The sequence below is a fragment of the Telluria sp. PB2R4 genome (assembly GCF_059685695.1).
Genome location: NZ_JCASIC010000004.1, coordinates 51,902 through 78,467, shown reverse-complemented (window position 1 = coordinate 78,467; position 26,566 = coordinate 51,902). Strand labels below are relative to the sequence as shown.

The window sequence follows — 26,566 nt, the reverse complement described above, 5'->3', positions numbered from 1 at the left end:
AGGGGTTAGTGGCCGCAGCCTTCGAGTGCGGTATCGAACCATCCGCCGGGCCGGCATTGGCCGGCGACGAGGGCGCGAACGCGTGCAGAACGTGTAGCGTGCGCATCCGGGTTCCTGGCGGGATGAAAACCGTTGGGCGCCTTGATCATGGCGACCAGGCGAATGAATTCGTCGTCCGTGGTCTCGCCCAGCCTTTTGCCGAAATAGCCGTGGGCGGCCTGAGGCAATCCGCGAACCTGGCGGCCACCGTGGGTTCCCATATACACCTGGGACACGTACACGGCCAGCTGCCGCTCCTTGGACAGCCTGGCGTTCAGCACCACCGCCATCAGGTCGCGGCCGAGATCGACCCTCTTGCAGCAGGCGAATACCGCGCGGTAGAGCTGCTGGAGTGCGCCTGCCGGCCCTTCCATATCCACGCCATCGAGGTAGACATCGCGCGCGACGGCGCCGGAAATCGTGGCGAAACCCTGGCCCCGGCCCAGGCTGACGCCGCGATGCGCGAAGAAGCCGGGGTCTTCGACCAGCGTCAGGATGCGTGTCTGCCTCGCCGTCAGGTGTGCCTCCGGCAGGAGGCGTGCACCGGCCATGGCCTGGTCGAAGGTGGCCCAGGCCCAGCAGCCGACGATCAGGAGATAGAGCAGCACGCAAGCCGGCAGCGCGAACAGCAGGCTACGGTCGCCTGGAGGCCTCATCGGTGCTGTCCTTCCGGCCTTGCCGCTGCGGCGCCGCCCGCGGCAACCCAGGTCACCAGCTGGTCCAGCACCGCCCTGCCCCGCTCGGCCTGCGGGTCGTTGACGAATGCCGTCACGATCCAGTCCTGTCCGCGCACGTCGCGCACATAGCCAGCCAGCGCCGCGACATCGCGCAGCGTTCCGGTCTTCAGGCGCGCATTGCCCGCGGCGACGGTGCCTTTCATGCGGCTCTTCATGGTGCCGTCCAGCGCCACGATCGGCAGGCTGGCGGCGAACTCCGGGTACCAGCGGCTGGCGGCCGCCGCCTTCAGGAGCGCCGCCAGCTGTGCAGCACTGAGCCGCTCGTCGCGCGACAGCCCGGCGCCGTTGTCGATGACGATGCCGGCGGCGTCCACGCCCTGCCCGGCGATCCAGTCGAGCACACGCCGGCGCGCGCGCTCGAGCGTGGGCTGTCCGGCGTCGCTATCCGATGTGGTACCCAGGGTCAGGTACAGCATGCGCGCCTTGACCGCATGCGAGGACTTGTTGACCGGGCGGACAGTCTCGCCCAGGGTGTCGAACTGGCGCTCGACCAGCTTCACCGCCCCCGCCGGGACCATGCCTTCGCGCACCCGGCCGCTCCACCGCCCGCCCAACTCCTGCCAGAGGGCGCGTACCAGGCGTTCCAGGTACAGGTCGCGCTCCAGGGTGCTCAGGTCGACCTCCACCTTGCAATGGCGCGGAAAGGCGCCGGCCAGCACGATGCGTACGCCGCCGCCGGCCCCAGGCTCGCGCTGCACGGCCGGTTGCCGCCATGCGTCCTGCCACGCGCTGCATGGCCGATCATCCAGCACCAGGCCGTTCACCACGCTCACCCCGGACAGCGGCGGCGCGGTGCGCACCGCCACGCTGGAAGCATCCGATGACAGCGTGTAGCTGATCAGGTAATCGGACACGCTCAAGGCGTCGGGAATCACGTTATACGCGGCGTCCGGCGTGTCGTCGAAGGGCGGCGCCCCGAGGTCGGACCGGGCCGGCCGGAACAGGGACCGGTCCAGCACCAGGTCGCCGCCGATGGCATTGACGCCGCTGTTGCGCAGCGTGCGCAGCATGGCGCCGATCCGTTCCCAGGTCAGGTTGGGCTCGCCGCCGCCCAGCAGGTACAGGTTGCCCGTCAAGGCGCCGTCTGCCGGCGCCGCCTCGGACAACATCGAGGTGGTCCAGCGGTGGGCCGGCCCCAGCATGTCGAGAGCGGCCAGGGTCGTCACCAGCTTCATCGCCGACGCGGGGTTGACCGTACGGTGCGCACCCTGCGCGTATCCTGGTGCCTTTCCGTCCAGGGGTTCCACCTGGTAGCTCAGTGCATCGAGAGGAATGCCCTGGCGCGCCAGTTCCTGCCGGACGATGGACGGCACGGTGTCGGCGGCGTTTGCCGTTGCCAGGACAAGCACGGTACAGAGTGCGCTTGCGATGCGGATGATCTGGTAAGCGGGAATAGGCATGACGCCTATTGTGCGCAGCATCCGGCAGGCTGCCGGCACAAATGTGATGAAACGCCGGTTCCGTGTGACGGCCTCGCCCGGCCGCCGGTTTGGGAGGGGTGGCGCGCTGCTATACTTTTGCCGATGAAGTCTTCCCTCCATCGTATCAAGCCCTACGCCAGGATCGTGCTGACGGTGGTCTGCCTGTGGACCGCCATCAGTGTCCTCGGCGCGCTCCAGACCTACAGCGACAACCTGCGCGCCGGGGTCTCCAGCCACTATCCGGCGCTGCTGGCGACCTGGTTCGTCGAATACGCGCTGCCGCTCATCGTCCTGAGCTGCGGCTTGAGCATGGCCTTGCGCCGCTGGCCGGCGCTGCTCGCGCGCCCGCGCAACGTGGTGGCGATGTTCGCCGGCCTGGTGCTGCTGTTCCAGCCGGCCCAGTGGACCTGGATGGCCTGGCAGCGCGGGATGCTCGACATCGCCAGCCCGGAGGACGCCTGGCAGCTGCTGCTGAAGATGCTGCTGGTCGGCTGGTTTTCGACCACCGGCACCTTTGCCGCCATCCTTGCCTTCTTCTACTCGCGCCAGTCGCGCGAGCGCGAACTGGCGTGGCAGCGCTCGCAGACCGACATGCTCAACCTGCGCCTGGCCCTGGAAGAGCAGCGCATGCTGGCCCTGCGCGCCCAGCTCGAACCGCATTTCCTGTTCAACGCCCTGAACGCGATCAGCGCCCTGGTGCGCAGCGGCGACAAGCCGCTGGCGCTGCACGGCATCGGCCTCTTGAGCGAACTGCTGCGCTACGTGCTGTCGGCCAGCGCCGCAGGCACGAACAGCGCGGCCAAGGCCGCGACCACCGTTGCGGCCGAGCTGCGTTTCGTGCAGGACTACCTGGACCTGCAGCGCCTGCGCTACGGCGACCGGCTGCGCATGCACATCGACGGCGCGGGCGAGCTGTTGCACGAGGTCGCCTGCCCGCCGCTGCTGCTGCAGCCGCTGGTCGAGAACGCGCTGCGCCACGACCTCGATTGCAGCGAGGGGCCGAGCGACATCCACCTGTCCTTCATCGAAGAAGCGCAGGCCCTGCTGGTGCGGGTCACCAATCCGGCGCGTGACGGCAGGCCGGCCAACCCGGGCGCCGGCCTCGGGCTGGCCAACACCCAGGACCGCCTGCGGCTGATGCACCCGGACGCGTCGCTGCGTGCGGGATTGCAGGGCGATCGCTTCGTCGCCGAAGTCCGGCTGCCGCTGGCAAGCCAGCATTGAACATGGCGATCCGCTTTCTTCTCGTCGACGATGAAATGCCAGGCCGGGTGAACCTGCGCCTGGCAATGGAAGCCCATCCGGGGTGGCAGCTGGTGGCGGAGTGCGGCGGGGTCGCGGGGGCGCGCGCCGCGCTGGCCGAACATGACATTGACCTGCTGTTCCTCGACATCCAGATGCCCGGACAGTGCGGCCTGGCACTGGCGCGCGAGCTCAGTCGATTAAAAGAGCCGCCCTTGATCGTCTTCGTCACCGCCTACAGCGAGCATGCCGTCGAGGCCTTCGACGTGCATGCCCTCGACTACCTGCTGAAACCGATCGACGACGCGCGCCTGGCCCTGGCCGTCGAGCGCGCGGCAAGCATGCTGCGCCAGCGCCAGCGCGAGGCCTATGGCGCGGCGCTGCGCCGCTATGTCGATGCGGACAGCACCCCATATCCGGAGATGATCAGCGTGCGCTCGGTCGGCCGCATCGAGCAGGTGAGCGTGAGCGACATCCTGCGGATCGAAGCGGCGGGCAACTATGTCGAGCTGCACCTGGCGGGGCGCACCGTGCTGCACCGGATGACGCTCAGCCGGCTCGAGGGCCTGCTGGTGCCGGGGACGTTCGTGCGGGTGCACCGCGGCACCCTGGTGCGGCGCAGCCAGATCGCCAGCCTGGAAACGCGCGGCGATGGCAGCTACTGGCTGACCACGCGCGGAGGACAGGCGGTGGCGGTCAGCGAGCGCTACGCGGGTGCACTGAAACTGGCCCTGTCAGCAAGCAAGCCTCCCGGGCCCCGGTTCAGGACCTGAAACTGACCGTGGCCGACAGGCCGCCCAGGCGTTCCGACTCGCCGAGCGTCAGGGTGGCGCCGTGGCGCTCGGCGATCGCCTTGATGATCGCCAGCCCCAGCCCGCTGCCCGCGGCCTCGCTGCCGGCCACGCGGTAGAAGCGGTCGAACACGCGTTCGCGTTCGTCGGGCGGGATGCCCGGGCCGCTGTCCTCGACGGTGACGCTGACCGTGTCGCCGTTTTTTCCACCGCCACTCCGCACCGAGATGTCGGCCGTGCCGCCCGCCGGCGTATACTTGATGGCGTTGTCCACCAGGTTGCGCAGCAGGATGTGCAGCGCGTCCGGCTGCCCTTCCACGGTGGCCGGCTCGGCCTGGTGCACGCCCACGTCGACGCCCTTGGCCGCGGCCACCCCGGCCAGGTCGGCCACGGTGCGCCGCGCCAGGTCGGCCAGGTCGACCGGCCTGGATGCGGTGCCGGCGGCGGCGGTCGCTTCCTGGCGCGCCAGCACCAGGAGTTGTTCGACCAGGCGGGTGGCGCGGTCGATGCCGGCGGTCAGGCGCGATACGGCGAGCTTGCGCGCATCGAGCGTCTCGGCGCGCTCCAGGCTCTGGGCCTGCAGGCGCAGCGCCGCCAGCGGCGTGCGCAGCTCGTGCGCGGCATCGGCCACAAAGGTCTGCTGGGCGTCGAACGCGGTCTTCACGCGCCCGAACAGCAGGTTCAGTTCCTGCACGAGCGGGCGCACCTCGTCCGGCAGGCCGGCTTCGGACACCGGCGACAGGTCGTCGGCCTGGCGCGACGCCACCTGCTTGCGCACCCGCGACACCGGGTCGAGCGAGCCGCTCACCACCCACCACACGACCAGCATCAGGATCGGCATCATCACCGCGATCGGCCCGAGCGTGCGCAGCGCGAGGTTGCCGGCCATGTTGCGGCGCACGGCCAGGTCTTGCGCCACCTGCACGGTCTGGTTCTCGGCCTGGATCGAGAACACCCGGTACACGGTGCCGTTGGCCTTGACGTTGGAGAAGCCAAGCACCGCGCGCTGCGGCAGCTTGGCGCGCGAGACGCTGTGGAACACCTGCACGCCGTCCGGGGACCACATCTGCACCACCATGTCGTCGTTCCCGCCGCTCTCGGCGCGCGCCTCGAGCCGCTCGCGCGCCTCGGTGTTCGACAGCGGCGTGCCCGAGCGCAGCGACAGCGCCATCTGCTGCATGTGGTAGTCGAAGATCTGGTCGGCGTCGTGCAGCGCGGTGCGGTAGGCGATCGAGGCCTGCGCCAGCGCGGCGATGGTGATCGCCGCCAGCAGGTACCACAGCAGGCGCCCACGCAGCGAGTGCGTGACCTTGGGCCTGAATTTCGACCTCAAACTCATGCCTTCGGCACCATGTAGCCGACGCCGCGCACGTTCTGGATCAGGTCACTGCCCAGCTTCTTGCGCAGGCCGTGGATGTAGACCTCGACCGCGTTGCTGGAGACTTCGTCGCGCCAGCTGTACAGCTTTTCTTCCAGCTGGGCGCGCGACAGCACGGCGCCGGGCCGCGCCACCAGGGCTTCCAGCACCGCCCATTCGCGCGCCGAGAGCGCGACCTGGGTGCCGTCGACCAGCACTTCGCGGGTGGCCGGGTTGATGGTGATGTTCTTGTACTCGAAGATCGGTTCGGCGCGCCCGGCGGCGCGGCGCAGCAGCGCGCGGATGCGTGCCAGCAGCTCGTCGAGGTCGTAGGGTTTGAGGACGTAGTCGTCGGCGCCGGCGTCGAGCCCGGCGATGCGCTGGGCCACCGAGTCGCGCGCGGTGGCCACCAGCACCGGTGTGCGGTCCTTGCGCGTGCGCATCGAGCGCAGCACTTCCAGCCCGTCCTTGCGCGGCAGGCCAAGGTCGAGCAGGACCAGGTCATAGTTCTGGTTCTGCAGCAGGGCCGTGTCGGCCATTTCGCCGTCCTTGACCCAGTCGACGGCGTAGTGCTCGGCCCGTAACAGGTCGAGCACTACTTCGCCGATCATCGTATCGTCTTCTACCAGCAATAGCCGCATGAATTCCCCGTTCTTGAAACCAGCTGGTGGCGGACGCTACGCCTCCTTAACCAATCCGCACTGGAATGAAGATTCTGTCACTCCCGCGCTGGATCAGCAAGGCCACCGACTTGCTGGCTTTCGCCACCACGTCGCGGACCTGGTCGAGCGAATTGACCGCCCGGCCGTTGACTGACACAAGCACATCGCCCGGTTCGATGCCGGCCATCGCCGCCGCACCCCGCGCGTCTTCGATCAGCAGGCCCGATGCGATGCCGCTCTGGCGGCGCTCGATCGGCTCCAGCGGACGCAGGACCAGGCCCAGCTTGGCACCCTTGTCGGGGCCGCTCGACGCCATCTCTTCGGGCTCGCCGCGCCTGCCCTTCTCGCTGGCGTCGCCGAGGACCGCATCGATGCGCACCAGCTTGCCGTCGCGCCAGACGTCCAGCGCCACCCGCTCGCCGGGCTTGGACAGCGAGACGTTGCTGGACAGGTCGGTCGGCGACACGATCGGCTGGCCGTTCAGGCGCCGCACCACGTCGCCCGCCTTCAGGCCCGCGCGCTCGGCCGGGCCGCCGCGCTCGACGCTCGAGATCAGGGCGCCTTCAGGCGACTCGAGGCGGAAGGAGTCGGCGAAGTCCTGGCCGATTTCCTGCACGCTCACACCCAGCTTCGCATGCTGCACCTTACCGGTGGCCATGATCTGGTCCTTGATCTTGACCGCGATGTCGATCGGGATCGAGAAGGCCAGGCCCTGGTAGCCGCCGGTCTGGCTGTAGATCTGCGAATTGATGCCCACCACTTCGCCGCGGGTGTTGATCAGCGGGCCGCCCGAGTTGCCGGGGTTGATCGCCACGTCGGTCTGGATGAAGGGCATCTGGCCGTCGCGCAGGTCGCGGCCGGTGGCGCTGACCACGCCGGCGGTGACGGTGCTTTCCAGGCCATACGGCGAACCGATGGCCAGTACCCACTCGCCGGGCGCCAGGTTGCGCGATTTGCCGAGCGACGCCACCGGCAGGTTCCTGGCGTCGATCTTCAGCACGGCCACGTCGGTGCGCGGGTCGGAGCCCACGACCTTGGCGCGGAATTCGCGGCGGTCGTGCAGCTTGACGGTGACTTCGTCGGCGCCTTGCACGACGTGGGCGTTGGTCAGGATGACGCCGTCCGGGCTTACGATGAAGCCCGATCCGGCGCCGGAAACGGGCGCTCCACGGCCGCCGCCACCACCGTAGCGCGGGTCCTGGAACTGTCGGAAGAAATCATAGAGCGGGTGCCCCGGCGGGACCTGCGGCACGTTGCCGCGGGCCGCGGTCTTGGTGCTGCCGACGACGCGGATGTTCACCACCGCCTTGCCGTTGGTGGCCGCGATGCGGGTGAAATCGGGCAGGCTGACGGCGGCCGCCGGCACGGGGGCCACGGCGGCCGGTGCGGGCGCCACTGCGGCGACAGGCGCCGGGGCGGCAGCGGCGGCGGTTTCGGCAGCCACGTTGTTGTGGTTGACGGCAAGCGCACCGACCGCTCCGCCGATGACGCCCGCGGCACCCAGGGCCAGCGTGAGGCGTTTGGCAGTGATGGCTGTGACGGCACCTTCGTTACGCATGTATGTGCTCCTGATGAAAATTGGTTGACCGATGATGTGTCTTATCGATGGGTGTATCTTCCCAAAGCTGGCTTAGACCATGCTTAAGCTGGCAACTTCCAGCCTTAGCCTCGTCTTAACCCGTGGCCCATCGTCAAAAAGGGCGCCCCGCGGGACGCCCTCTCTCAAGCTGCTTCTCTATACCTTATGCGGCGCGCTGTTCCAGCGCCTGCACGTTGTTGGTGTTGCCGTTGGCGTCCGCGATGGAGATCTTGCGCGGCTTGAACGCTTCCGGCACTTCGCGCACCAGTTCGATGGTGAGCATGCCGTTGTCGAACGACGCAGCGGTGACCTTCACGTGGTTCGCCAGCTGGAAGCGCTGCTCGAAATCGCGGGCGGCGATGCCGCGGTGCAGGAAGGTGCGCTGGGCGTCGTCCTTCTGCTTGCGGCCGGTGACGTGCAGGGTGTCACGCTCGGTCACGATTTCCACTTCGTCGCGGGTGAAGCCGGCCAGGGCCATCACGATGCGGTAGTTATCTTCGCTCACCAGTTCGATGTTGTACGGCGGGTAGCTCGGCTCGCCACGCTGCTCGAGCAGGCTGGCCAGGCGATCGAAACCGATGGCGGAACGGTACAGGGGAGTCAGGTCGAAAGTACGCATGATGGATATCCTTGTCAAAGTTAAGCGATATGTTGCCGGACCTCATCGTGAGCATCCGGTGAGTCCAATCTAGTGCCATGTGCAGCCGGTTTCAAGGCATACGAAATACGGATTTTTAATCAATATTGCAAATATTATTTGCAGTACGTTTGAAACGAAGAATTTGCCCTGCGTGCTACACTCGCCCCGCCTCAGCCACCCGCATCCGCATTCATGTTCTCGATCGTCCTCAACATCGCCGGCACCCTGTTCCATCTCTACGTCGCCACCCGCCTGTACTCGCTCGATGCGGTGCGCAGCCGCATTCCGCGTCGCGTATGGTGGGTCGGCGCCCTGCTCGTCTGGCTGGTGTATTTCGCCGGCGTGCGCATCGGCGACGAAGCGCTCGACTGGCGCTGGTGGCCGGGACAGTTCGCACTGACCTGGCTCGGCATCACCTTCGTCATGTCGCTATGCCTGCTGGCGGCAGATCTCGCGAGCGGTTTCGGTTTCTGGTGGCGCGCCCACACCCAGAAACTGCGCGCGGTGGGTGCGAGCGCCGGCGTGCTGCTGGCGGCCTTCGCCCTGTTCCAGGGCATGCGCGCGCCGGTCGTCGTCGACCAGGAAGTGGTGATGCGCGGCTTGCCGCAGGCGCTGGACGGCACCGTCGTCGTGGCCGTCAGCGACATCCACCTCGGCGCCCAGCGCCGCTCCGAATGGCTGGCGGCGCGGGTGGCCCAGATCAATGCGCTCAAGCCCGCCGCGGTGCTGATGCTGGGCGACCTGGTCGAGGACGATCCGATCGGCGAGCCGCAGCTCGCGCCGACCCTGCGGGCCCTGGAAGCGCCGTGGGGCGTGTGGGCGGTGACCGGCAACCACGAGTTCTACGGCGACCTTGAAGCCACCGTGCGCGAGTTCGAGGAAGGCGGCGTGCGCTGGCTGCGCGACCGCCAGGTGGAGCTGGCCCCGGGCCTGGTGCTGGCCGGGATCGAGGACATCGGCCGCCGCATGCGCATCGACGCCGAACTCACGGGCGGACTGGCGCGCACCATCCCTGCCCCAAGCAATGCCGCGACGATCCTGATGTCGCACATCCCGGCCGCCGCCATCATCGAAGAAGCCAGCGCGCGCGGCGTCGACCTGATGCTGTCCGGGCATACCCACGGCGGCCAGATCTGGCCCTTCAGCTATGCGGTGGAGCAGCGCTTCGCGAAGTACGCCGGCGCCTACGACGTCGACGGAATGCTGTTGTACGTGACCCGCGGCGCCGGTAGCTGGGGGCCGCGCATGCGCCTGTGGAAGTCGGGAGAAATCATCCGGCTGACCTTGCGCGCTCCGCAGTAAGGTGCGACTCAGTCGGGCAGGCGCGCGTCGCTGGTGACCATCTCCTGCAGCGTCGCCTGGGACAGCGCCGGGCTGAAATAATAGCCCTGCATCTGGTCGCAATCGTGCTTGCGCAGGAAGGCGATCTGCTCGCGCGTCTCGACACCCTCGGCGACCACCTTGAGCTTGAGGTTGTGGCCGAGCGCGATGATGGCGCGGGTGATCACGAGGTGGCCATTGTGGCCGACGTCGCCCAGGAAGGAGCGGTCGATCTTGATGTAGTCGACCGGGAATTTCTGCAGGTGGCTCAGGCTCGAATAGCCGGTGCCGAAGTCGTCGATCGACAGGCGCACGCCGAGGGCCTTGAGCTGGCCCAGCGCCTCCAGCGCTTCTTCCGGATGGTCCATCAGGTGGCTTTCGGTCACCTCGAGCTCGAGGCGGGCCGGGTCGATGCCGTGGCGGTGCAGGGTCTGGCCGAGCCGTTCGGCGAACTGGCGCTGGCGCAGCTGGCGCGCCGACAGGTTGACGGCGATGACGAAGTCCTCGATGCCGAGCGCCGCCATGGCCTTGAGCGCCCCGCAGGCTTCGTTGATGACCCATTCGCCCAGCGGCACGATCAGCCCGGTTTCTTCGGCCACCGGAATGAAGCGGTCGGGCGGAATCAGGCCTTCGACCGGATGGCGCCAGCGCACCAGCGCCTCGGCCCCTACCACCTTGCCGCTGCGCAGGTCGACCTTTGGCTGGTAGTCCAGCACCAGCTCGTTGTTGCGGATCGCGCGGCTCAGGTTCGCCTCCAGCATCAGGTGCTCGTGCACGATCTGGTTCAGGTCGGCGGAATAGAACTGGAAGTTGTTCTTGCCGACGGTTTTCGCATGGTACATGGCGGCATCGGCGGCGCGCATGATCTTCTCGGGACTGTCGCCGTCGTGGGGAAACATGCTGACGCCGATACTGGTGCCGGGCAGGATGTCCTTGCCGTTCACCTCGACTTTCGCCGTGATGCTGCGGCGAACGCGTTCGACCAGCTCGGCCACCTGCTCGTGGCTGGCCGGATTGCAGATGATGAGGACGAATTCGTCGCCCCCCATGCGGGCAACGGTGTCGTCTTCGCGCATGTTGTCGCGCAGGCGCTGGGCGACTTCGCGCAGCACCGTGTCCCCGGCCTCATGGCCGAAATTGTCGTTGATGTGCTTGAAGTTGTCGAGGTCCAGGAAAGCCAGCGCCACCATGAAGTTGCCCCGCGTGGCCTGCTCGATGGCGTGGCGCAGGCGCTCTTGCAGCAGGGTGCGGTTGGCCAGCCCGGTGAGCGGGTCGTGGTGGGCCAGGTGGTGCAGGCGGCGCTCGTAGTGGCGGGCCTCGGTGATGTCGTTGATGATCCCGACAAAATGGGTGATCTCGCCGTCGGAGGCCGACACCGGGTCGATGCGCAGGTCGTTCCAGAAGACCTCGCCGTTCTTGCGCTTGTTGCGCAGCACCACGCGCACGCCTTCCTTGCGCTTGAGCGCTTCGCGGATGCGCTGGCGCTCGTCCTCGTCGCAGCCGGCGATCTTCATGAAGCGCGGGTCCTGCCCCCGGATCTCGGCCAGCGTGAAGCCGGTGATCCGCTCGAAGGCCGGATTGACGTACTCGATCCGGTGCTCGCCCTCTTCGCAGCGGGTGATGACGATGGCGTTCAGGCTCGAGTAGATGGCGCGCTCGCGCACCCGCAGGCCGCCTTCGGCCTGCTTGCGCGCCGTGATGTCCAGGCCGGTGCCGAACACCACCGGGACGTTGCCCAGGCTGCTGCGCGAGCACTGGAACAGGAAGGGCGTGCGCTTGCCGTGTTTGCCGACCAGTTCCGCCTCGTGGGAGGAGCAGCCGCTTTCGAAGGCGGCAAGGATCTTCTCGATGATCAGGGGCCGCTCGTGTTCGTCGAAGAAAAACTTGACGTTGGAGGTGGGCAAGTCCTCGGCATCCATCTCGAGCGCGTCTTCGAGCTGGTGGTTCCACAGCAGCAGGTGGCCGCTCTGGTCGATGACGTAGAACACGCAGGGCAGCGCCTCGATGATGTCGGCCACCGGCAGGTCCTGGATCAGGGCGTAGCGCGGCGGAAACTGCCCGGTGCGCGGAATAACGATGACGCTGAAGGTGCCCGGCAGCTCGGTGTCGAAGGACTGCGGCGCCACCGTGATGCGCACTGGCAGGCGCCGGCCGTCAACGCATTTGAGCACGCCTTCGCTCTCGGCGTCGGCGCGCGCGGCCATGCACGGTTTAGGGCCCGGCGCATCGTCGAACTCGACGATGCGCTCCAGCGTCATGCCCTGGATGTCGGCAGCAGTGTAGCCGGCCAGTTTTTCGCACGCCTTGTTCCAGCTCGTTACAATGCCTGCGGCATCGACAACGAACACGGCAAGTGGCAAGGGCGACAGGTTCAAAGCTCCTCCTGGATGGCCGCTCGTGCAGGTGCGCGGCACGCAGCGAACACGTAAATACATGATAACGCAGCAAGCAGCAGCGGGCCGCACGGGACTGTTTATGTCGTGCGGCAAGATTTGACCAGGCTTACAATGCGCCAGGCGGCCGACTGTGGCCGCGGTGAAGCGTTAGGTGGAGAATGGTGGTCATCGATCCGGCGGAAGTCGAATTCAGCGCGATCCGGGCCCAGGGTCCGGGCGGGCAGAACGTGAACAAGGTGTCGTGTGCGGTGCACGCGCGTTTCGACGTGGCGGCCTCGTCGCTGCCGGCAGCCGTCAAGGAACGCCTGCTGGCGCTGCGCGACGCCCGCATCACGCGCGACGGCGTGGTCATCCTCAAGGCCCAGGCGTCGCGCAGCCTCGAGCAGAACAAGCTGGAAGCGCTGCAGCGCCTGCAGGCGCTGGTGGACCAGGCCTGCGTCGTGCCCCTGGTGCGCCGCCCTACCCGGCCGACACGCGGGTCGCAGCTGCGCCGGCTCGACGCCAAGACGCGCAGCGGACGGGTCAAGGCCTTGCGCGGCAAGGTCGACGATTGATTGGCGAATGAGAGGATGAAGAACTTGCCCCCTGATTCCACCCTGAAGGCCGCCCTCGACCACCCGGTCCGTTCGGCCCTCGCGGGCGGCCACCGCCACCTTGCCCTCGGCGGCCCGCTGGCGCAGCGCTATCCGCGCGAGATCGGGCCATTCGCGGCAGTGGCCGAAGAAGCAATCGCCGATGACAGTCACGCGGCCTGGCCGGCGCTGGCGGCGCTGCTGCTGCCCGGCGAAGCCGTCATGCTGGTCACGCCGGACGCGCCGCGGCAGATGCCCGGCTTCACGGTGACGCCGCTCGATCCGGTGTTGCAGATGGTCGCCACGCGCTTGCCGGCGCCGGCCACGCTGCCGCTTTCAGTGCTTGGCGAGACAGATGCCGAAGAGATGCGCGCGCTGGCCGGGCTGACCAATCCGGGGCCGTTCGCGCAGCGTACCCATGAGCTGGGCGAGTTCCTTGGCATCCGCGAAGGTGGCCGGCTGGCGGCGATGGCGGGGGAACGGATGCGCCCGCATGGCGCGGTCGAGGTGAGCGCGGTGTGCGTGCATCCCGAGCACCGCGGCAAGGCCTATGCCCGCCACCTGCTGGCCGAGCGCACGCGCCGCATCATGGCGCAGGGTGCGCAACCCTTCCTGCATGTCTATCCCAGCAACGTGGGTGCGATTGCCCTGTACGAATCGCTGGGCTACGTGGTGCGCCGCCAGTTGTGCCTGACGCGGGTGGCGCCGGCTTGACGTGTTGCTGGTGTCAGGTGCGCAGCAGCCGCAGCAGCTGGTCGATCCGGTAGGGCTTGGCAATGAACAGCTGCTTCAGCGGCTTGCCATTGGACATGGACGGCGCCATGTAGCCGGACGCCAGGACGATCTTGACCGTCGGGTAGCACCCGGCGATCCGCTCGGCCAGTTCGAGGCCGTTCATGCCGGGCATCATGACATCGGAAATGACGGCGTCGATGTCGGGATCGGCGGCCAGGATGTCGAGGGCCGCAGCGGCCGAATAAGCCACCACGGTGTCGAGGCCGTGGGCCGATAGCAGCATCTCGGCCAAGTCGGCAACGTCGGCCTCGTCGTCGACGACCAGCACTTTGCGCACGCCTTCCACCGGCGTTCCCACATCCTGTCCGAATGCCCGCGCACCGGCGGGTGGGAATCCTGGCCGTCCTTTGTCGCTGCACCAGCGGCTGTTCATCAAGCCAGACACGCCGCCTCCATCGAGTGAAATTGTTGAGTACCAGCGCTGCCCGATCGGGCCGCGCAAACTCCGAGTATCGCGCAAGTCGTCCGATGGAAGCGCCCGGTTAGCACCGCACGTGATCGACGAGCCGGCTGGAAATTTCTTTTACCTACCCGTGCATTATTACAGAAGTTCTCCCATGGACAAGTCTGGCACCTCGCTTAGCGATGACAATCCCCCGTGTTTGGGGGCGCTTATCCGAACAGCCCATGCAGATACCAGCGCGGTTCGGCATCTTCGCTGGCGCCGACGATGCGCTCGCGGTAGATCCAGTACAGCGTATGGTCCTGCCCTTCGGCGATGAAGTAGTCGCGGGTCTGGGTGTCGCTCCACCAACCGGCCTCGATGCGCTCGGGGGTCGAGGCCACCTTCAGCGGCGAACCATAGAAGGGCCGGTGGTTGCGCATCAGCAGCGCGATTGGCTTGGCCAGCAGCCAGCTCGGGCGCGGCAGGCTTGTCACGTCGGGCGGCAAGCGCGCGCCGGCCCGTGAGGCACGCTCCTGCTGCTGCACCGGCACCCACTCGTTGGCCACCTCGGGCCGGTAGTCGGCCTGCGGCAGCGCCTGCAGCACGTTCTCCGGTCCCAGCCGCGCCACCAGCAGCTCGAGCATGCGCAGGCGGTCTTCCTCGCTGCCGCCCGGCTCGGGGAACAGCGATTCGGTCGGCGGCGCCATCGCCCTCACCTGCAGCGCTTCCAGGCCAAGCCCGATCACCGGCGCCGGCAATTCCTGCCGGGCCAGCCGTTCCCTCAAGAGGCGCACCAGGTGCTCGTCGCGCCAGGCCGGCTCGGCCAGGATGATCTCGAGCGCCGTCGGTGGCATCGCCACCCGCCCGCGCTCGTGCTCCATCAGCAGCGTGATGCGCTCCACCGCGAGCTGGCGCGCGCACAGCCAGCCGACCAACTGCAGCACCAGGTGGTGGGCGCCGGCCAGCAGCAGGTCCGCCTGCTCGATGCGGTCGAACAGTTCCAGCCTGGCCCGGAAACTCTCGGGTGGCGCGACCCAATCGAACAGTTCGGGACACATGCCGTAGGCGGCGTCGAGCATGTCGAGCAGTTCGCGTCCGCAGCGGCGCTGCAGGCCCGGACGCGGCAGGCGCCGCAACTGGCCCAGGGCCTCGCAGCCGATGCCCTCGAACCAGGACATATACGGCCGGGCCGGCGGCAGCAGCGCCACCGGCAAGTGTTCGAGGCGGCGTTCGAGCGAAGCCATCCGTAACGAACGTGCGTGAACACGGACCTGCCCCCGCCCGCCCCCCTGCCCGCCGCCATGGGCAGCGGCACGCGCCAGCAGCCAGGCCGCGCGCGCCGTCGGCGCGCAGCTCACCGAGGCGGTGAAGCCGAGCGCGCGCAGGCTGGCGCGCACACGCGCGCACAGGGCGCGGATGCCGCCGAACAGGCGCAGGCTGGCGCCGATGTCGAGCAGCAGCGTCGCTTCTTCGGCCAGGGCGACCTGGGGCGTGTATTGCAGCATCGCCAGCGCGACCGCGTCCAGCGCCTCGGCTTCGCGCACGGTGCTGCGCTCGAGCAGGCGGGCCTCGGGCATGAGCATGAGCACGCCGCCGCGGCGCATGCCGCGCCGCACGCCGGCTGCGCGTGCCACGGGCGAGACCGCCAGCACGCGCTCCTGCTCCAGCACCACGCAGCCCGGGTCACTGGACCAGTTGGGGCTGAAGATTTCGAGCGCCAGCTGGGGTAGCGAGAGACCGATCCACAAACGCATGTCGTTGCAAGAGAGAAGAAGTGAGAGGGAGACCAAGCGGCAGGAACAGCGGCGCATCGCGCTGCGGCCCCCGGCGCTTGACGAAGTCGATGTGCATGCCGCCGGCCGCCGGCCGCAGCGCCAGGCGCAAGGGCGCGGGAGAGGCATCTTGCGCCGCGGCCAGCGGGCGCAGCATGAAGAACAGGGTTTCGCCGGCCTGGGCCGCCAGGTGCAGGCGGCGCAGGCTTTCGCCGCGCGCGTGGTTGGCCCAGAACAGCAGCGCGCCGCAACTGCCGCTGCGCAGCACCTGCTCGGCCGCCCACAGCGCGTCGGCGCTGCGGCTGGTGCGCAGCCACAGCAGTTGCGAGGGCGGCAGGCCCAGCGCGGCCAGCGCCAGGGCTTGCGGTGGATGGGGCGGCTGCAGCAGGACGATGCGGCGCTCGGCGCAGGCTTGCAGGGCCGGACGCAGCAGGCGCATTTCGCCGATGCCGGGCTGCTGCTGCAACAGCTCGACCAGCGTGCCGGCGGGCCAGCCGCCGCCGGGCAGCTGCGAGGACAGGACCGCATGCCCGGTGTCGACGCAGCGCGTGCCCGAGCGTGCCAGCTGCGAGGCGCGCCAGAGCGAGGGATGCAGGGCTTCGGGCGCCAGCGGGGAGGCTGTGGCCGGGGGCGAGGCTGCCGCTGTGGATGAGATGTTCATGATAGCTTGCAAACAAAGTACTGTATAAACGTACAGTACTCGCTGAGCCTGGATTTGGCAAGACGTATTCATTTTGGACATACCAGTCAGACGATTGGTATTGACAGAAGCTAAACGTGTGCTCTTCCTGCAAAACCGGGACGGCGCGCCGAATCGTGGAATAATGTTGGCTTGTCCATTTATCTTCAGACAATGACCAACCTGTCTCATGCAAGCCACGGAGCCCGTCCGTGAATACGCTCCAGCTCACCGGCGCCATCCTGTTCGCCATCGCCCTCGTCCACACCTTTTCCACCAAGATGTTTCACTCACTGGGAAAACGCCACCCGCGCCATGCCGGGCTGTTCCACCTGCTGGGCGAAGTCGAGGTGGTGTTCGGCTTCTGGGCCTTCGTACTGGTGCTCGCCATGGCCCTGCTGGCAAGCGGGACCGAGGCCATCGCCTATGCCGAGTCGCGCCACTACACCGAGCCGTTGTTCGTATTCGTGGTGATGGTGATCGCGGCATCGAGGCCGGTGCTGGATGCCGTGCGCGACCTGCTGGTGCTGCTGGCCAGGCTGGCGCCTGTTCGCACCGAGGTGGCGCTGTGCTGGCTCGGCCTGGCTCTGGTGCCCCTGGGCGGTTCCCTGATCACCGAGCCGGCCGCGATGACGCTGGCCGCCCTGATGCTGGCGCCGCAGGTGTTCCGGCACGGTATTCCCGAATGGCTCAAGTACGGCGCGATCGGCGTCCTGTTCGTCAACGTCTCGATCGGCGGCACCCTCACCTCCTATGCCGCGCCGCCGGTGCTGATGGTGGCCGCCACCTGGGGCTGGGACAGCGCCTTCATGGCTTCCACCTTCGGCTGGCGCGCCGCGCTGGCGGTGATCTTCAACGCCAGCGTCATCACCTGGATGCTGCGCCGCCACTTGGCTCCCGGGAAAATGGTCGAGGACGTGCGCATGCCCTGGATCGTATCGGCCGTCCACCTGGCCCTGCTGGCCGGCGTCGTGCTGCTGGCCCACCACCCGGTGCTGTTCATCGGCCTGTTCCTGCTCTTCCTCGGCTATACCCAGGCCTACCCGAAGCACCAGTCGCCGCTGATCCTGAAGGAAGGCCTGCTGGTGGGATTCTTCCTGGCCGGCCTGGTCATCCTGGGCGGCATGCAGCAGTGGTGGCTGCAGCCGCTGGTGTCCAGCCTGGAGCCCACCGCGCTGTTCTTCGGCGCGCTGGCCCTCACGGCAATCACCGATAATGCAGCTCTGACCTACCTCGGTTCCCTGATCGAGGGCCTGTCCGATCACGCCAAGTACATGCTGGTGGCCGGCGCGGTCGGCGGCGGCGGGCTGACCGTGATCGCGAACGCGCCCAACCCGGCCGGCGCCGCGCTGCTGCGCGACGGCTTCAACGAGGGCTCGATCGGCATGGGCGGGTTGTTCCTGGGGGCGCTGGGGCCGACCTGCGTGGCGGCGGTGCTGTTCCTGATTTGATGGAGTAACGAGTATGGACGACGACATCCTGGTACAGAAATCCGGCACCATCGAACGCTGCTGCCGGCGCGCACGCGAGGAATACGAAAAGGACCCGACCACGTTTGTTACCGACCTCACGCGCCAGGATGCGGCCACCCTCAACGTGATCCGCGCATGGGAAGCCGCGATCGAGATGGGCGACTACGTGATCGGCAACGCCAGGCTCGGCCTGCCGCAGGACGAGCGCGAAGTCATCACCCTGCTGGCCGAACACGGCTGGATCGCCCCCCTGCTTGCCGAGGACCTCAAGCGCACCGGCGAATTCTGCCGCGCCGAATGGGATTACCAGGAAGCGCCGCTGCCGGCCCTGGTGACGATCGTCAAGCGTGGGCTGGACGACTTCACGGTCTATGCCGAGGCATTGGTGGCAGGCGCCGCGACAGTCTGACGCGCCCCGCCCTCCGGGTCGGGCTCATGCACATCGTCGACATCCACATCCTCCGCGGCGATCTTCTCTTCCGCCAGCGCGTGGTCATCCTCGTCCGCCACCAGGCCCTCCTGGCCAGCGCCGCGCGCGCTGTCATAGGTGAGCTCGACCAGCATCGGGAAATGGTCCGAGCCGAAGGACGGCAGGCGCTCGATGTGGGACAGGGTGAAATGCTCGCTGTGGAACAGGTGGTCGAGCGGCCAGCGGGCAAACCAGTAGCCGGCGTGGAAGGTATTGAACATGCCGCGCCCGATGCGCGGATCGAGCAGGCCGCTGATCTTGCGGAACAGCCGGGTGGTCGTCGACCACGCCACGTCGTTCAGGTCGCCCGCGACGATCACCGGGGTTTCCAGGCCGGCCTCGGCCACGCTCTTGGCGACCACCAGCAGTTCGGCATCGCGCTGGGTCGATTCCATGTGCTCCGTCGGGCTGGGCGGTGTCGGATGCAGGAAATGCATGCGCACCTTGTGTCCTGAAGGCAGGACCACCAGGGTATGCATCGACGGGATGTCGTCCTCGACCAGGAACTGGATGGCGCTGTCTTCCAGCGGGAGCCGTGAATACACGTGCATGCCGTACAGATTGTCGAGCGGACACTTGAGCGCATGCGGATAGTCCTTTTCGAGCACATCCAGCCGCTCCTGCCACCATGAATCCGTTTCCAGTGTGACGAAGATATCGGGATCGTGCTTTCGGATCAGGGCGATCAGCCCCTCGGTATTCCGGTTCGGCATCAGCACATTCGCCGTCAGGATACGGAACTGGCGGTTCGCGCCGCCGGTAACGGCGACCTTTACTTCATGCGGATAGGCCTTGGTATACGGAATGATCCACCAGGCCTGATAGACCAGGCAGGCGGCATTGGCCACCAGCAGCAGGTGGAAGTGGCTGTCGCGCCAGTCCAGCAACATGAATTGTCCGGCCAGGACCAGGAGCGACAGGATGGCCAGTTGCAGACGTGGGAAATCCAGGTCGCGAATCCACCACCCCGTGCATCGCAACAAGGGAAGCAGCGTCGCGAGAACGATCACGGCAACCAGGGTAACGAAGGTCGGCAGCATGGCAATCTCGAAAGCGATCAATGGCTCATCAAATACGATAGCTGGAGTATGCGCTGTTCCGGACAAAAGCGTCTGTACGCTAGCGTGCACAAGCGGCAAGATTCTTGCGGGCAGAACGAAGGAAAGGCGGAGCAAGCTGCCCCGGGTTTGCGCCAACCGCTTGAAAACCCCCAGGCCCGGACCTATGTTTAGTGCTGGACAAGCGGGAAGCCGGTATGAACCTCAGCAAACGAGCAGCAAGTGCAGACAGCGTCGCCCGACCCGAGCCAGAGAGGTCCCGGTCGAGGTTCAACGCTTATCCCCTGCTGGGCGTCCTGCTGGCCATTGCCCTGGCCGTGCTGACCTACGGCGGCCTCTACTTCCTGCTCTGCGACTGAGCGCGCGCTCTGGATCAACGGTCCGCGTCATCCCGGCCGAACTCCACGATTTCCTTGTCCGTCAGCCCGTCAGCATGGGCATCCTCCTGGCGTGTTAATGAAAAAACACGCTACATCGTTTCGGTAACTATGCTGCGAAGCACTCCCTGCTTCGATGTCGCTGACATGAAGCCAACACACTGGTGGACACGATTACAAGAACTTACAGAATTCTCCACGAGCCGACTTCTCAACAGTTCGCGGCGCTTGTACCATAGCCCTCATTCCGGCTTCATCACTCTTCAAAGAAAAGCACCATGACCCTCACCACCCTGACCCGCGCACTGTGCCTGGCCGCCTTCGCCGCCGCCTGCGCCGCTCCGACCCACGCCACCAGCTTTACCTCGTCCGCGTCCAGCGCGGGCTCGGCCTCGTCTGGCAGCATTTCCGATTCGATCGGCGCCTCCAGCAATAGTTCGGGCGGCGACGACCGGGTGGCCGCGGGCGACTACCGCGTGATCGACATCGCCCAGGCCCCGGCCAAGCCCGACACCACCCGCATGACCCTGCGCGCGACCGCCGCCGGCGCGGCGCGCGAGTTCACGCTCGACGTGCCCAACCGGGCGCTGGCCGAGCGCGGCGTCAACAAGGGCGAACTGGTGCAGGTCAGCGAACGCGTGTACGGCTACGAGTTCGCCCACGCCGACACCAGGCGCTCCTTCTTCCTGGCGCTGCAGGACGACTGGTACCGCGACCTGGCGTCGCGCAAAGTCACCATCTGATCCGGATGCTCATGAAGTTCGCCGCTGCTGCGCTCCTGCTGGGCGCGAGCGCGGCCGCGCAGGCGGGGCTGCCGGCTTTCTGCCAGCAGTCGATCGACATCGGGGCCGCCGAACAGGACCGCGTGCTGCGCTTTGCCGGCGTGGTCAAAACCGAGTTGGAGCGATCCGGGGCGCGCGTCGCCCTCATCTCGCGCGCCGGCCTCGACCTGAGCCGCTTCGGCCAGCTGTACTCGCATGCCGGTGTCGCCCTGCGCGACAATTCCGGCGGTCCCTGGGCCGTGCGCCAGCTCTACTATGCCTGCGACGAATCGCGTCCGCGCCTGTTCGACCAGGGCGTCGCCGGCTTCGCGCTCGGCGCCGACGCGCCCACGCGCGGCCACATCTCGCTGGTGTTCCCGCTTGATGACGATGCCGCCCTGCTCGAGAACGCGGCGCTCGACCGGCGCCTGGCCCTGGCCCTGCTGGGCGGGGAATACAGCGCCAACGCCTATGCCTACGGCACCCGCTACCAGAACTGCAACGGCTGGGTGGCCGAGCTGCTCGCCAGCGCCTGGGCGCGCGCGGATGGAAGCGCGAGCGGGCATGCACGCGAGGACGCGCAAGGGTGGCTGCGCGCGCAAGGATATACCGCCGGCCCGGTCCGGATTCCGTCGCACTGGATGATGTTTGCCGGGCAGTTCGTGCCGCTGGTACATATGAACGACCACCCCGTGGAAGATATCCACGCGCTCGCGTTGCAGGTGAACGTGCCGGCCTCGATCGAAGCGTTCGTGCGGCGCCGGGCGCCGCAGGCGCGCCGCGTCGAGCTGTGCCATACGCAGGAGCGTATCGTCATACGCCGCGGCTGGGAACCGCTGGGCGCCGCCTGCGAACCGGCGGCAGGCGACGAGGTGATCGCGCTCGCGCCTTGAACGTGAAGGCCGCGCTCAGCGGCCGTTGATGTTCAGGATATTCCCGTCCGGGTCCTTCAGCCACATCGCCTTCATGCCCATGTCTTCCATGACATGGATGTCGCCTTCCAGCCGCGCGCCGGGCAAGTCGTAGTGCTCGAAGCGCACCCCTCTGGATTTGAGGGCGGCGGCAACTTCCCCGATCCGGTCGCCGACGTCCCAGGTGATGGCGGTGGCCTGGTTCGTCCCCGCGTACTCCGAACGGTAGACCTGGATCCGCGAGCGGCCGCTCTCGAAGAACAGGATCTCGGCCATCTTGCAGTCGCCGGGATCGCCTTCGCGCAAGCCCAACACCTTCCCGTAAAACTCGCGCGCCGCCGCGATGTCGCGTACACCCACCGTTGCAACTGCGTCTGCATTTGCCAGCATGATGATCTCCCGAGTTTAGTCCACGAAGACTACAGCACTTGGATCGCCCCCGGCGCGCCGATATCCGACGCAACAACAAAAAACCCTGCGCGCGGCAGGGTTCGATACGGGTGCCGCTCGTGCAGCGGTTTACCTGGCCGCAGCCTCGGCCAGCTTGCGCAGGACGGCCGGCGACACCGAGTCGCGGCCGCGGCTCAGCTGGTAAAGGGTGCGCAGGTCACCGGCATCGTTGCGAGCGGCAGCAGGCGCCGGCTGGCGGAACAGGCTGAGGATGAAATCGAAGGTAGTGGACATGATGTTATTTCCTGAGATCGCTTTGGGATGACTCCAGTATGCGCCCTCCGAGATACAAATCAAATTGCGATCCATAATGATCGTCATTCACCATTCAACTATCTTGATAGTGGAAGCCTTTTGCTCACACATTTGTGCAAATGCATTATGTGTTACACTACGGACCGCTGGCCAGCCCAGCGTCACACTCCTCATCCAGTAAGCGCGACACGGTGCGACAGTTCGCAAACGATCGGCTCATACTGAACGCCTGTCATGCAAGCGACCTTGCCTGCGGCCTCGCCCGTCCTCGTGGCGCCCGGCACCCGCACGCCACAACAAGGAAAACTCATGCAACTGCTCTGCTCTGCGGGCTTTATCTTTCTGATCGTGTTATGGGGCATCATCGCTCCCGACAACATGGCGTCCGTCTTCGCGACCATGCTGGCCGCGCTGACCCGCAACTTCGGCTGGTTCTACCTGTGGGTGGTGCTTGCCCTGGTCCTGTTCGCCGCCTTTGTCGCCTTCAGCCGCTACGGCAGTCTCAAGCTCGGCAGTGAGGAGGACGAACCGGAATTCACGGTCGGCAGCTGGTTCGCGATGCTGTTCGCCGCCGGCATGGGCATAGGCCTGGTGTTCTGGGGCGTGGCCGAGCCGGTCTCGCACTACGTCACCGCGCCGCCCGGGGTCGCCCCCGGCACGCCGGAAGCGGCCAACGCCGCCATGCGCTACGTGTTCTTCCACTGGGGCCTGCATCCCTGGGCCGTGTACAGCGTGGTCGCGCTGGCGATCGCCTTCTTCCAGTACCGGCGCGCCGGTAGCCCCCTGATCAGTACCGTGACCAGTTCCCTGCCCTGGCGCCCGGTGCGCGCCGCATCGAGCCTGTTCAACGTCCTGGCGATCGTCGCCACGGCCTTCGGTGTCGCCGCTTCGCTCGGCGTCGGTGCGCTGCAGATCAACAGCGGCCTGAACGCCGTGTTCGGACTCGAGATCAGCCCCGCATCGCAGGTCGGGATCATTGTCGTGACCGCCGCCATGTACCTCACCTCGGCCGTGAGCGGCGTTACGAAGGGCATCAAGCTCCTGTCGAATACCAACATGATCGTGGCGGCCCTGCTCGCCCTTGCCGTGTTCCTGCTCGGCCCCACGGTGGCGATCATCGACACCTTCACCAATACGCTGGGCAGCTATGCCAGCGAGTTCGTGCGGATGAGCCTGCGTTCCACGCCCTTCCGCGACAGCACCTGGGTGGGCAACTGGACCATCTTCTACTGGGCCTGGTGGATCTCATGGTCGCCGTTCGTCGGCCTGTTCATCGCACGCGTCTCACGCGGACGCACCATCCGCGAATTCATCCTCGGCACCGTGCTGGCGCCTTCGCTGGCGGCCTTCGTCTGGTTCTCGATCTTCGGCGGCACCGCGCTCTACCTGGAGATCTGGCAGCAGGTGCCGCTGGCCGAGGCGGTCAAGGCCGACCTGGCCACTGCCCTGTTCGCGATGTTCGACGCCATGCCCTTCGGCCAGGTCATGTCGGTGGTGGCCACGCTGCTGGTGGTGGTCTTCTTCGTCACCTCCGGCGACTCGGCCGTGCTGGTGCTGGGCATGATGAGCCAGGGCGGCAACCCGAATCCTTCCGCCCGCACCAAGATTATCTGGGGCACCTTGATTGCTGGTATCGCTATCAGCCTGCTGCTGGCAGGCGGGCTCGATGCGGTGCAAACCGCCACCATCCTGTTTGCCCTGCCCTTCGCGCTGGTCATCGTGCTGATGGTGATCGCACTGTGGCGGGGCTTGCGCGAGGACTGGCAGGAAGAGGCGCGCCGCGAGCGCGAGCTGCGGCGCCGGGTGCGCGAGATGGCGGCACGCTAGCCGCCGCGTGGAAGGGACGCGCGTGCCTCGGCTGTAGCCAAAATGGTATCATGCGCGTTTTCCGGACCGTGGCCTGGACGCTGTCTGACAGCTCGCCCGTCCCTTACCCTACAGAACATCAAGAATGAATACACCGACCCCACTGCCGGGCTTCTTCAGCCGGCTCTCGATCGCCTTCGGCAGCTTCTTCAAATCGCTGGGCGATGCCGAATTTGCCGCGCGCGTGCGCGATGACGCGGTAGGCCCGGTCACGATGCCGACGCCCGCCCCGACCATGGCGCCGACCGCCGCTCCCACCACCGCACCGACGCCGGCGCCGACCCCTTTGCCAACGACTGCACCGCTGCGCGCCCCGGCCGCCGAATCGGCCCTGCAACTGCTGAGCCTGTTCCAGCGCGAAGCCCGCCTGATCGACTTTACCCAGGAAGACCTGAGCGCCTATTCCGATGCCGACATCGGCGCCGCCGCGCGCGTCGTGCACGAAGGCTGCGCGCGTGTGCTGCGCGAGCACTTCACGATCGAGCCGGTGCGCGCGGAGCCTGAAGGCGCGCGCGTCACGCTGGAAGAAGGCTTCGACGCCGCCAGCATACGCCTGACCGGCAACGTGGTCGGCCAGGCCCCGTTCAAGGGCACCCTGTCGCACCGCGGCTGGCGCGCCGCCAGGGTCCAGCTGCCGCAGCTGGCCGAGAAGCACGACGCGCGCGTGCTGGCGCCGGCGGAGGTGGAACTGTGAGCGATCAACAAGACCACGCGCAGTCGGCTCGTTTTGCCATCGGCATCGACCTGGGCACCACCCACAGCGCCCTGTCGTATGTCGACCTGCAAACCAGCGACGGCGAACAGACCGTCGACGGCGTGCTGCCGGTCCCGCAGCTGAGCGGCCCGGGCACGGTCGAGGCGCTGCCGCTGCTGCCCTCCTTCCTCTACCTGCCGCACCCCGACGAACTGGCGCCGGGCGACACCGCGCTGCCCTGGAGCCCCGGGGGCGAAGGCTTCATCGCCGGTGAGATGGCGCGCAGCCGCGGCGCCACCACCCCGATCCGCCTGGTGTCCTCGGCCAAGAGCTGGCTGAGCCACCCGAGCGTGGACCGCCGCGCGGCAATTTTGCCGCACGACGCGCCGGAAGAAGTCACGCGGGTCTCGCCGCTGGAGGCGTCGACCCGCTACCTGGCGCACCTGCGCCAGGCCTGGAATGCCGCCCATCCGGATGCGCCCTTCGAGCAGCAACAGGTCACCGTCACCATCCCGGCCTCGTTCGATCCGGGCGCGCGCGAACTGACTGCCGAAGCAGCGCGCAACGCCGGCTTCGCCCCGAACCTGCTGGAAGAACCGCAGGCGGCCCTGTACAGCTGGATCCAGAGCAGCCGCGGCAGCTGGCGCAAGCAGGTCAAGGCCGGCGACATCGTGCTGGTGGTGGACGTGGGCGGCGGCACCAGCGACTTCTCGCTGATCGCCATCCTGGAGCGCGACGGCAAGCTCGAACCGCACCGCGTGGCCGTGGGCGACCACATCCTGCTGGGGGGCGACAACATGGACCTGGCGCTGGCGCACTTCGTGGCGCGCAAGCTTGCCGCCAACGGCACCCAGCTCGACTCCTGGCAGATGCGCGCCCTCACCTATGGCTGCCGCGGCGCCAAGGAGCACCTGCTGGCCGACCCTGCCGCCACCGTGTGGCCGATCGTGGTGCCGAGCCGCGGCTCGAAACTCATCGGCGGCTCGATCCGCACCGAACTGACGCGCGACGAAGTCACCGCCTTCATCACCGACGGCTTCTTCCCGCGCGTGGAGGCCACTGCCCGTCCGGCCACGCGCACACGCGCCGGCCTGACCCAGGTCGGCCTGCCGTATGCGCAGGACGCCGCCATTACCAGGCACCTTGCCGCCTTCCTGGCGCGCCAGGCCGGCGCCACCGCCGGGCTGGAAGGTTTTGAGGGCCGTGTGAACGAAGGACACACCTTCCTTCACCCGAGCGCAGTGCTGTTCAATGGGGGCGTGTTCAAGTCGAGCATCCTGGCCCAGCGCGTGATGGACACCATCAACGACTGGCTCTACATGGAAGGTGCGGAAGCGGCGCGCATGCTGGAGGGTGCCGACCTCGACCTGGCGGTGGCGCGCGGCGCCGCCTACTTCAGCTATGCGCGGCGCGGCGGCGGCGTACGCATCCGCGGCGGCACGGCCCGTTCCTACTACGTCGGCGTGGAGTCGTCGATGCCGGCGATTCCAGGCATGGAGCCGCCGACCGAGGCGCTGTGCGTGGCGCCCTTCGGCATGGAAGAAGGCAGCGAACTCGAACTGCCGGGTCAGGAATTCGGCCTGGTGGTGGGCGAGCCGGTCACCTTCCGCTTCTTCGGTTCCACCACGCGCCGCCAGGACCGCATCGGCGAAGTGCTCGAGTCCTGGGGCCCGGACGAGCTGCAGGAGATGAACGAAATCCAGGCAACTCTTCCGGCTGATGGACGCGTGGCGGGCGACGTGGTACAGGTCAAGCTGCACGCGCTTGCCACGGAGGCCGGCACGCTGGAACTGGCCGCGGTGTCGCGCGAAGGCCAGCGCTGGAAGATCGAGTTCGACGTTCGCCAGCAGTGATGCGGCAGTAAAC

The 26,566-nt window shown here is 67.3% G+C and carries 27 protein-coding genes; 13 read left to right on the top strand and 14 right to left on the bottom strand.

The genetic code is table 11. The features are described 5' to 3' along the window. Positions 1-5: 5 nt before the first annotated feature. Positions 6-695: a transglycosylase domain-containing protein gene (locus AC56LU_RS08795; protein ID WP_497175210.1), complete on the bottom strand. Its 690-nt coding sequence runs from the start codon at positions 693-695 to the stop codon at positions 6-8. After that, complete coding sequence (gene dacB, locus AC56LU_RS08790) at positions 692-2,176, bottom strand: D-alanyl-D-alanine carboxypeptidase/D-alanyl-D-alanine endopeptidase (RefSeq protein WP_497175209.1); 1,485 nt, start codon at positions 2,174-2,176, stop codon at positions 692-694. Before dacB ends, AC56LU_RS08795 begins: the two co-directional genes overlap by 4 nt. A gap of 123 nt (positions 2,177-2,299) precedes the next feature. Between dacB and AC56LU_RS08785 the strand changes: the two genes are divergently transcribed. Beyond that, a complete protein-coding gene (locus tag AC56LU_RS08785; protein ID WP_497175208.1) occupies positions 2,300-3,421 on the top strand; it encodes a sensor histidine kinase in 1,122 nt (373 codons plus the stop codon). A gap of 2 nt (positions 3,422-3,423) precedes the next feature. Continuing rightward, positions 3,424-4,212, top strand: coding sequence for a LytR/AlgR family response regulator transcription factor (locus AC56LU_RS08780; protein WP_497175207.1), 789 nt, complete (start codon positions 3,424-3,426; stop codon positions 4,210-4,212). On the opposite strand, the gene AC56LU_RS08775 is transcribed toward AC56LU_RS08780, so the two are convergent. The 4 genes from AC56LU_RS08775 to AC56LU_RS08760 form a co-directional block, all read right to left on the bottom strand. Continuing rightward, positions 4,202-5,569: an ATP-binding protein gene (locus tag AC56LU_RS08775; protein WP_497175206.1), complete on the bottom strand. Its 1,368-nt coding sequence runs from the start codon at positions 5,567-5,569 to the stop codon at positions 4,202-4,204. The genes AC56LU_RS08780 and AC56LU_RS08775 overlap by 11 nt on opposite strands. Further along, entirely contained in the window at positions 5,566-6,228 is a 663-nt protein-coding gene (locus AC56LU_RS08770; protein ID WP_497175205.1) for a response regulator, read from the bottom strand. The genes AC56LU_RS08775 and AC56LU_RS08770 overlap by 4 nt, the downstream gene beginning before the upstream one ends. A 46-nt stretch (positions 6,229-6,274) precedes the next feature. Beyond that, on the bottom strand, positions 6,275-7,807 hold the full coding sequence (locus AC56LU_RS08765) for a Do family serine endopeptidase (protein ID WP_497175204.1): 1,533 nt from the start codon (positions 7,805-7,807) through the stop codon (positions 6,275-6,277). 184 nt (positions 7,808-7,991) lie between these two features. Continuing rightward, the gene (locus tag AC56LU_RS08760; protein WP_497175203.1) at positions 7,992-8,447 is read right to left on the bottom strand and encodes an Hsp20 family protein; all 456 of its coding nucleotides are present in this window, start codon (positions 8,445-8,447) and stop codon (positions 7,992-7,994) included. Positions 8,448-8,660: 213 nt separating this feature from the next. Between AC56LU_RS08760 and AC56LU_RS08755 the strand changes: the two genes are divergently transcribed. Next, on the top strand, positions 8,661-9,770 hold the full coding sequence (locus tag AC56LU_RS08755; RefSeq protein ID WP_497175202.1) for a metallophosphoesterase: 1,110 nt from the start codon (positions 8,661-8,663) through the stop codon (positions 9,768-9,770). A gap of 8 nt (positions 9,771-9,778) precedes the next feature. Here AC56LU_RS08755 and AC56LU_RS08750 read toward each other — a convergent pair whose 3' ends face one another. Next, the gene (locus AC56LU_RS08750) at positions 9,779-12,163 is read right to left on the bottom strand and encodes a sensor domain-containing protein (protein WP_497175201.1); all 2,385 of its coding nucleotides are present in this window, start codon (positions 12,161-12,163) and stop codon (positions 9,779-9,781) included. Between the two features lie 179 nt (positions 12,164-12,342). Between AC56LU_RS08750 and arfB the strand changes: the two genes are divergently transcribed. Both arfB and AC56LU_RS08740 read left to right on the top strand, forming a co-directional pair. Continuing rightward, on the top strand, positions 12,343-12,738 hold the full coding sequence (arfB, locus tag AC56LU_RS08745; protein WP_497175200.1) for an alternative ribosome rescue aminoacyl-tRNA hydrolase ArfB: 396 nt from the start codon (positions 12,343-12,345) through the stop codon (positions 12,736-12,738). 15 nt (positions 12,739-12,753) lie between these two features. After that, on the top strand, positions 12,754-13,470 hold the full coding sequence (locus tag AC56LU_RS08740) for a GNAT family N-acetyltransferase (RefSeq protein ID WP_497175199.1): 717 nt from the start codon (positions 12,754-12,756) through the stop codon (positions 13,468-13,470). A gap of 13 nt (positions 13,471-13,483) precedes the next feature. Here AC56LU_RS08740 and AC56LU_RS08735 read toward each other — a convergent pair whose 3' ends face one another. From AC56LU_RS08735 to imuA, 3 genes are all read right to left on the bottom strand, one after another. Further along, the gene (locus tag AC56LU_RS08735; protein ID WP_497175198.1) at positions 13,484-13,936 is read right to left on the bottom strand and encodes a response regulator; all 453 of its coding nucleotides are present in this window, start codon (positions 13,934-13,936) and stop codon (positions 13,484-13,486) included. A gap of 227 nt (positions 13,937-14,163) precedes the next feature. Beyond that, positions 14,164-15,690, bottom strand: a complete 1,527-nt coding sequence (locus tag AC56LU_RS08730; RefSeq protein WP_497175197.1) for a Y-family DNA polymerase — start codon at positions 15,688-15,690, stop codon at positions 14,164-14,166. Then, positions 15,620-16,369 (bottom strand): translesion DNA synthesis-associated protein ImuA, encoded by a 750-nt coding sequence (gene imuA, locus AC56LU_RS08725; RefSeq protein WP_497175196.1) that lies wholly within the window; start codon positions 16,367-16,369, stop codon positions 15,620-15,622. The genes AC56LU_RS08730 and imuA overlap by 71 nt, the downstream gene beginning before the upstream one ends. Positions 16,370-16,599: 230 nt before the next feature. On the opposite strand from imuA, the gene AC56LU_RS08720 reads away from it, so the two are divergent. Next, positions 16,600-17,838: a putative Na+/H+ antiporter gene (locus AC56LU_RS08720; protein ID WP_497175195.1), complete on the top strand. Its 1,239-nt coding sequence runs from the start codon at positions 16,600-16,602 to the stop codon at positions 17,836-17,838. Positions 17,839-17,851: 13 nt separating this feature from the next. Beyond that, positions 17,852-18,268, top strand: a complete 417-nt coding sequence (hepT, locus tag AC56LU_RS08715; RefSeq protein ID WP_497175194.1) for a type VII toxin-antitoxin system HepT family RNase toxin — start codon at positions 17,852-17,854, stop codon at positions 18,266-18,268. Here hepT and AC56LU_RS08710 read toward each other — a convergent pair. After that, a complete protein-coding gene (locus tag AC56LU_RS08710) occupies positions 18,229-19,368 on the bottom strand; it encodes an endonuclease/exonuclease/phosphatase family protein (RefSeq protein WP_497175193.1) in 1,140 nt (379 codons plus the stop codon). The two genes, hepT and AC56LU_RS08710, sit on opposite strands and share 40 nt — an antisense overlap. A 215-nt stretch (positions 19,369-19,583) precedes the next feature. Here AC56LU_RS08710 and AC56LU_RS08705 point away from each other — a divergent pair, with 215 nt between their 5' ends. The 3 genes from AC56LU_RS08705 to AC56LU_RS08695 all read left to right on the top strand — a co-directional run bounded on the left by AC56LU_RS08705 (position 19,584) and on the right by AC56LU_RS08695 (position 21,417). After that, the gene (locus AC56LU_RS08705; protein WP_497175192.1) at positions 19,584-19,745 is read left to right on the top strand and encodes a hypothetical protein; all 162 of its coding nucleotides are present in this window, start codon (positions 19,584-19,586) and stop codon (positions 19,743-19,745) included. A 296-nt stretch (positions 19,746-20,041) separates the two neighbouring features. Beyond that, positions 20,042-20,506 carry a hypothetical protein gene (locus AC56LU_RS08700; protein WP_497175191.1) on the top strand — a complete coding sequence of 155 codons (465 nt, stop codon included), beginning with the start codon at positions 20,042-20,044 and terminating at the stop codon, positions 20,504-20,506. An 11-nt stretch (positions 20,507-20,517) separates the two neighbouring features. Continuing rightward, positions 20,518-21,417 carry a DUF2145 domain-containing protein gene (locus AC56LU_RS08695; RefSeq protein ID WP_497175190.1) on the top strand — a complete coding sequence of 300 codons (900 nt, stop codon included), beginning with the start codon at positions 20,518-20,520 and terminating at the stop codon, positions 21,415-21,417. 15 nt (positions 21,418-21,432) lie between these two features. On the opposite strand, the gene AC56LU_RS08690 is transcribed toward AC56LU_RS08695, so the two are convergent. Both AC56LU_RS08690 and AC56LU_RS08685 read right to left on the bottom strand, forming a co-directional pair. After that, positions 21,433-21,825, bottom strand: a complete 393-nt coding sequence (locus AC56LU_RS08690) for a VOC family protein (protein ID WP_497175189.1) — start codon at positions 21,823-21,825, stop codon at positions 21,433-21,435. Positions 21,826-21,954: 129 nt separating this feature from the next. Then, the gene (locus AC56LU_RS08685) at positions 21,955-22,119 is read right to left on the bottom strand and encodes a hypothetical protein (RefSeq protein ID WP_497175188.1); all 165 of its coding nucleotides are present in this window, start codon (positions 22,117-22,119) and stop codon (positions 21,955-21,957) included. A gap of 330 nt (positions 22,120-22,449) precedes the next feature. On the opposite strand from AC56LU_RS08685, the gene AC56LU_RS08680 reads away from it, so the two are divergent. Next, positions 22,450-23,967: a BCCT family transporter gene (locus AC56LU_RS08680; protein ID WP_497175187.1), complete on the top strand. Its 1,518-nt coding sequence runs from the start codon at positions 22,450-22,452 to the stop codon at positions 23,965-23,967. Positions 23,968-24,075: 108 nt separating this feature from the next. Here the strand turns inward: AC56LU_RS08680 and AC56LU_RS08675 are convergent, their stop codons facing one another. Then, positions 24,076-24,378, bottom strand: coding sequence for a hypothetical protein (locus AC56LU_RS08675; protein ID WP_497175440.1), 303 nt, complete (start codon positions 24,376-24,378; stop codon positions 24,076-24,078). Here AC56LU_RS08675 and AC56LU_RS08670 point away from each other — a divergent pair. Both AC56LU_RS08670 and AC56LU_RS08665 read left to right on the top strand, forming a co-directional pair. After that, positions 24,293-24,700, top strand: coding sequence for a DUF2760 domain-containing protein (locus AC56LU_RS08670; RefSeq protein WP_497175439.1), 408 nt, complete (start codon positions 24,293-24,295; stop codon positions 24,698-24,700). The genes AC56LU_RS08675 and AC56LU_RS08670 overlap by 86 nt on opposite strands. Continuing rightward, positions 24,697-26,553, top strand: a complete 1,857-nt coding sequence (locus AC56LU_RS08665) for an Hsp70 family protein (RefSeq protein ID WP_497175186.1) — start codon at positions 24,697-24,699, stop codon at positions 26,551-26,553. Before AC56LU_RS08670 ends, AC56LU_RS08665 begins: the two co-directional genes overlap by 4 nt. Positions 26,554-26,566: the final 13 nt, after the last annotated feature.

What these genes read in the sequence shown, in the direction of transcription:
- AC56LU_RS08785 (WP_497175208.1), top strand. Translation starts at nt 2,300, where the DNA reads ATGAAGTCTTCCCTCCATCGTATCAAGCCCTACGCCAGGATCGTGCTG.
- arfB (WP_497175200.1), top strand. Translation starts at nt 12,343, where the DNA reads ATGGTGGTCATCGATCCGGCGGAAGTCGAATTCAGCGCGATCCGGGCC.
- AC56LU_RS08795 (WP_497175210.1), bottom strand. Translation starts at nt 695, where the DNA reads ATGAGGCCTCCAGGCGACCGTAGCCTGCTGTTCGCGCTGCCGGCTTGC.
- AC56LU_RS08700 (WP_497175191.1), top strand. Translation starts at nt 20,042, where the DNA reads ATGACCCTCACCACCCTGACCCGCGCACTGTGCCTGGCCGCCTTCGCC.
- AC56LU_RS08690 (WP_497175189.1), bottom strand. Translation starts at nt 21,825, where the DNA reads ATGCTGGCAAATGCAGACGCAGTTGCAACGGTGGGTGTACGCGACATC.
- AC56LU_RS08730 (WP_497175197.1), bottom strand. Translation starts at nt 15,690, where the DNA reads ATGCGTTTGTGGATCGGTCTCTCGCTACCCCAGCTGGCGCTCGAAATC.
- AC56LU_RS08680 (WP_497175187.1), top strand. Translation starts at nt 22,450, where the DNA reads ATGCAACTGCTCTGCTCTGCGGGCTTTATCTTTCTGATCGTGTTATGG.
- AC56LU_RS08780 (WP_497175207.1), top strand. Translation starts at nt 3,424, where the DNA reads ATGGCGATCCGCTTTCTTCTCGTCGACGATGAAATGCCAGGCCGGGTG.
- AC56LU_RS08775 (WP_497175206.1), bottom strand. Translation starts at nt 5,569, where the DNA reads ATGAGTTTGAGGTCGAAATTCAGGCCCAAGGTCACGCACTCGCTGCGT.
- AC56LU_RS08770 (WP_497175205.1), bottom strand. Translation starts at nt 6,228, where the DNA reads ATGCGGCTATTGCTGGTAGAAGACGATACGATGATCGGCGAAGTAGTG.
- AC56LU_RS08740 (WP_497175199.1), top strand. Translation starts at nt 12,754, where the DNA reads ATGAAGAACTTGCCCCCTGATTCCACCCTGAAGGCCGCCCTCGACCAC.
- AC56LU_RS08765 (WP_497175204.1), bottom strand. Translation starts at nt 7,807, where the DNA reads ATGCGTAACGAAGGTGCCGTCACAGCCATCACTGCCAAACGCCTCACG.
- hepT (WP_497175194.1), top strand. Translation starts at nt 17,852, where the DNA reads ATGGACGACGACATCCTGGTACAGAAATCCGGCACCATCGAACGCTGC.
- AC56LU_RS08685 (WP_497175188.1), bottom strand. Translation starts at nt 22,119, where the DNA reads ATGTCCACTACCTTCGATTTCATCCTCAGCCTGTTCCGCCAGCCGGCG.
- dacB (WP_497175209.1), bottom strand. Translation starts at nt 2,176, where the DNA reads ATGCCTATTCCCGCTTACCAGATCATCCGCATCGCAAGCGCACTCTGT.
- AC56LU_RS08760 (WP_497175203.1), bottom strand. Translation starts at nt 8,447, where the DNA reads ATGCGTACTTTCGACCTGACTCCCCTGTACCGTTCCGCCATCGGTTTC.
- AC56LU_RS08705 (WP_497175192.1), top strand. Translation starts at nt 19,584, where the DNA reads ATGAACCTCAGCAAACGAGCAGCAAGTGCAGACAGCGTCGCCCGACCC.
- AC56LU_RS08695 (WP_497175190.1), top strand. Translation starts at nt 20,518, where the DNA reads ATGAAGTTCGCCGCTGCTGCGCTCCTGCTGGGCGCGAGCGCGGCCGCG.
- imuA (WP_497175196.1), bottom strand. Translation starts at nt 16,369, where the DNA reads ATGAACATCTCATCCACAGCGGCAGCCTCGCCCCCGGCCACAGCCTCC.
- AC56LU_RS08755 (WP_497175202.1), top strand. Translation starts at nt 8,661, where the DNA reads ATGTTCTCGATCGTCCTCAACATCGCCGGCACCCTGTTCCATCTCTAC.
- AC56LU_RS08710 (WP_497175193.1), bottom strand. Translation starts at nt 19,368, where the DNA reads ATGCTGCCGACCTTCGTTACCCTGGTTGCCGTGATCGTTCTCGCGACG.